At 39.9% G+C, this 1532-nt stretch carries 2 protein-coding genes; one reads left to right on the top strand and one right to left on the bottom strand.

Annotated elements, in window-relative coordinates:
• The coding region (locus IQ211_RS19165; RefSeq protein WP_228011597.1) for an IS1 family transposase at nucleotides 1-94 on the top strand (94 nt) is incomplete at its 5' end.
• A 96-nt stretch (nucleotides 95-190) separates the two neighbouring features.
• On the opposite strand, the gene rnd is transcribed toward IQ211_RS19165, so the two are convergent.
• Nucleotides 191-1351 (bottom strand): ribonuclease D, encoded by a 1161-nt coding sequence (gene rnd / locus IQ211_RS19160; RefSeq protein WP_189761383.1) that lies wholly within the window; start codon nucleotides 1349-1351, stop codon nucleotides 191-193.
• Nucleotides 1352-1532 lie beyond the last annotated feature (181 nt).

The following is a 1532-nucleotide window of genomic DNA, read 5'->3' as shown; positions in this document are numbered from 1 at the left end:
AAGACTGACTCGCAAGACCTTATCTTTTTCAAAATCCATAGAAATGCATGACAGAGTCATTGGGTATTATTTGAACATTCGTCACTATCAATAAATTGGAATCATGACCCAGGCAGGGAATCAAATTTATATCCTGCTATGTGATTGTTTATATCTCGCAAACAAGACCATAATGGTGATTGAATTAATCCTATTCCTGCGAATAATTTGCCAATATTTCAGCAATAGATTCAGCCAGCAACTTGCCTCGCCAACCTCTGATTAACTCAGGTTGATACTCCGGCGCTTTCAATTTCCAATGCCAACAAAGTAACTGATTAATTTGGCGGCGAGAAGCCAGCAGTTCAGCACTGAAATGATGAGATTCCCCCACCTGAGTGACCAATGATTTAATTTCTTTAAACGCCTTACGATAACCAGGATAATCAACTAAATTCACAATTTGAGCCGGACATTCTTCTTCTGGAATATCTCTGCTCTCTGCAACCATTGCCAATAATCGGCGACCATGGCAACGAATTTCTTGTCCACTCAAACCCAGCGCATTCAATTCTGCCAAAGAAGTTGGCATATAACGGGCAACCTGCCATAAATTTTCTTCGCGGATCACGAAATTGACTGCCAGATCGCGCTCACGAGCCTGATTTAAACGCCATGCAGCCAGTTTTTTCAAACAAGCCAATTGCCTTGGGCGCAATTGCCATGCGTTACCAATATCCTTATAAGCGTATTCCGGCATCAATACTTCTTTACGGCGTTGTGCTATCAAGTTACTTTCATCTCTTGCCGCATCCAAGTACCCCACTTGCCTTGTTTTTTCCATCAAGATATCGGCCAGCGGTAATAAATAGTAGACATCTGCCGCAGCATATTGACATTGCTTTTCGCTCAACGGCCGAGCCAACCAATCAGTGCGGGATTCACTTTTATCCAATTCAGTATGCAAATACTCAGCAACCAATGTCGCAAAGCCACATGACATAGGATGACCAATAAATGCAGCCAGTACCTGAGTATCAATCATGGGTTCTGGCAAGCACTGAAAACTATTACTAAAAACCTCTAAATCTTCACTGCCAGCATGGATAAACTTTAATACATTCGGATCAGTCAATAGCTCCCTAAAGGGCTGCCATTGCGAAATTCCGAGGGGATCAATCAAAGAAAGTTGTTCACCATCAAATAGTTGTATCAAACCTAATTGGGGATAATACGTCCGTGTACGTATAAATTCAGTATCCAGTGCAATTCTTGCATGTTTTTTTGCCTGTTCACAGGCTGACTGCAATTGGGCATCGGTAGTAATCAACTGATAATCACAATTAAACAATAAAATATCCTTTAAATACATTATGTTACACAACCATAAATACTAAAAAAATATAACAATGTACACAGTTATGTACACACAATAAAAATCTCTAAATAACTTTTCAAAATGGTAGGAGTGTCGAAGAAACTCAGTCCAATTTTTGCGAATTTTGATTTTCCACAAACAAAAAAGCAAAAGAGAGGACTGAGTCATGCTTATC

The organism is Xenorhabdus griffiniae (assembly GCF_015163655.1).
Classification (GTDB): domain Bacteria; phylum Pseudomonadota; class Gammaproteobacteria; order Enterobacterales; family Enterobacteriaceae; genus Xenorhabdus; species Xenorhabdus griffiniae.
This window is presented reverse-complemented; position numbering and strand designations above follow the sequence as displayed.